The following is a 2,221-nucleotide window of genomic DNA, read 5'->3' as shown; positions in this document are numbered from 1 at the left end:
TTCTCGGTTTAATTTGAAACTTGCGAACACTACCGAGACTGATTGAAGCAATCGCTGGGGATATTCCCATTGAAGAATCAGTGTCAGCGTGCCAGCCGATAGAATCCATACCTGTGCGATACTGATTACCGATGACGATACGGAACTGATAACCAGTCAACGCAGTGATGGAGTCCCGTAACTTGGCTAGAGTATCTGTCCAACATAGTGGTTTCAAAAACACGCTATTGGAGTAAAGATAGTCACAGCCTTTGTCACCGTACAGGCACTCCAGGCGGGGGACGGGCATTGTTTTACCCGCCATACGTATTTGATTTTGCTGCCACTCCAGTTGTAGACAGTGTTGGTAGAGCGAGTTGGCAAGTTCTTGGCTTAGGAAATCGGGGTAGTAGGTGATAGGTAATATTGGGGTTGATTCAGCAAATAAATTGAGTTGTTGCATGGTAGTTTTCTCCAACTAAAAAATGTGTCAATGAAGGAATTCCTGTTAGTTTTGGTTGCTGGAGAATACTTCATGTTTCTTGAGATACTTGCTCCCAATACTCAACAACAAAATTATGTGCTTGCTGTAACACTTGAGGGAGTAAAAATAACGGGACTTCCCAAGCCGCAATAACGCTACCAGCGAAACATTCTGCAAGCTCAACCCGAATACACTCTGGTAAATTGCTCTCTAAAAATTTGAGTGAATGATCTTCGTTTTCTGGTAGCTGAACAAAAAAATAATCGTCGTGCATAATATCAGCAACAAGACCGTATTTTTCTGCCAAGGTTTTTCGTAGAGTATTCATAATGAAAGGTTGATTTAGGTAGGGAATTATTGAGAGATGACTTTTACTATTTCGGGCAACCAACGCAGTTGAAAAACAGTTTGATTTGAAGATTTGGCGACTGCGGGAACCATGCGACCCCATTGCTTACCTGACTCAGTAGGACGATAGGGAATTTTCAAGTCATTTGTTCTGTATTGCAGTCCAGAATCTACTAGCAAGTTGTTGACCAAACGTGCAGACATTCCCACCGCCTCGCCAATTTGTGTTGGATTGAGAAATGCGTCTTCTGCGGTATTAGTGGAAGCAATCGCAGTTTTTAATTCATCAGCGGCTGGCTTAAGTGCGGGGTTGACTTTGGTGGCGGCATTAACTGCTAACTGGGCAGTGAGAGATTTTTCTAATCCGGCAAATTCCCCCAACATCATTGCCAACTGCGCGGCTTCGTGGGATGGGGCTAATGTATGTGGTGGTTCTTGTTGCCCCCTCAGGGTATTTTCCCAGCCTTTGATGTCTTGCATCCAGGCGCGAACACCGATACTTTCAAATGCTTCACAGGCTAATCTTGCTTGTTCACTGCATCTTTTCCCCGCTTCGTAGCCGTAATAGTGAAGTATTGCAGCAACTGCTACGTCAGGGATACCAGACTGCGACCATCCGAAAATGTCAACACATTCAAAGCCTTTACGGACAAGCTTTTCAACCATTTTGGAACGAGAATTGTCAACAGCCGTTTTGAGACTTCTGAATAATCCAGCAGCATCAACCCCAGCTAATCTTGCTGTTGCACGAAGACTAGCCTTACCTTGTCCATTAGAGTCAACAGTGATCTCTTGCTTTATCTGTTCGATAATTTGAGCTACTTCGATTTGTGACATAACTTTAGTTGGGTGATAATTTTTCGTTGTTGATTAGAGTGAATTATTTCAATACCCGCACCAAACTTTTCTCACCTACCAGCGAGAAACGATTCCATACAATCGCTGATTGGGTTAACGTTGGCGACACCAATTCAACAAGGTAAAACCAGGAATTATTGACCAGAGCTATGCCCAAAATGAGACGCTGTTTTGCGTCATTGCCGTGAGAACATAGGATTACTTTTTGTCCCAAAACAAAAGCGGGTTTTGGCACGGGCAGAGTTACTAATTCTCCAGTGCCAATGATTTGATGTTGTGTGACATGAACAATTTCATTACGGCAATCAATTGAATAAATCCAAGCCGAGTGTTTCCATTGAATACCGCAGCAGTAACCGAATGTTTTGCTGGTTCTCAGATAAACTCTTTCTAGTAAATTGACTTCAACTGGTGGCATTGTTTTGCCCCAAGGAGGGGAGAGATACCAGCTAGTTTTAAGCACGTTAACGTTGTCAATCATGGGAGTTTCCTTTGTTGAGATAAAATTATTTTCAGTCGCCCAAAAATTAGTGCAGCGCATTGAGGGACAAT

General features: G+C 43.1%; 4 protein-coding genes. All 4 read right to left on the bottom strand.

What is annotated here, in order from left to right; translation table 11 throughout:
* Window positions 1-442, bottom strand: a 442-nt coding sequence (locus LC605_RS32590; protein ID WP_229551491.1) for an alpha-ketoglutarate-dependent dioxygenase AlkB, incomplete at its 3' end; no start/stop codon positions are given.
* A gap of 70 nt (window positions 443-512) precedes the next feature.
* Entirely contained in the window at window positions 513-791 is a 279-nt protein-coding gene (locus LC605_RS32585; RefSeq protein ID WP_229551490.1) for a hypothetical protein, read from the bottom strand.
* Window positions 792-817: 26 nt separating this feature from the next.
* Window positions 818-1,648 carry a hypothetical protein gene (locus tag LC605_RS32580; protein WP_229551489.1) on the bottom strand — a complete coding sequence of 277 codons (831 nt, stop codon included), beginning with the start codon at window positions 1,646-1,648 and terminating at the stop codon, window positions 818-820.
* A 43-nt stretch (window positions 1,649-1,691) separates the two neighbouring features.
* Window positions 1,692-2,221: DUF1392 family protein (locus tag LC605_RS32575; protein WP_229551488.1), on the bottom strand; the 530-nt coding region annotated here is incomplete at its 5' end.

The organism is Nostoc sp. CHAB 5836, from assembly GCF_020829445.1.
Classification (GTDB): domain Bacteria; phylum Cyanobacteriota; class Cyanobacteriia; order Cyanobacteriales; family Nostocaceae; genus Nostoc.
This window is presented reverse-complemented; position numbering and strand designations above follow the sequence as displayed.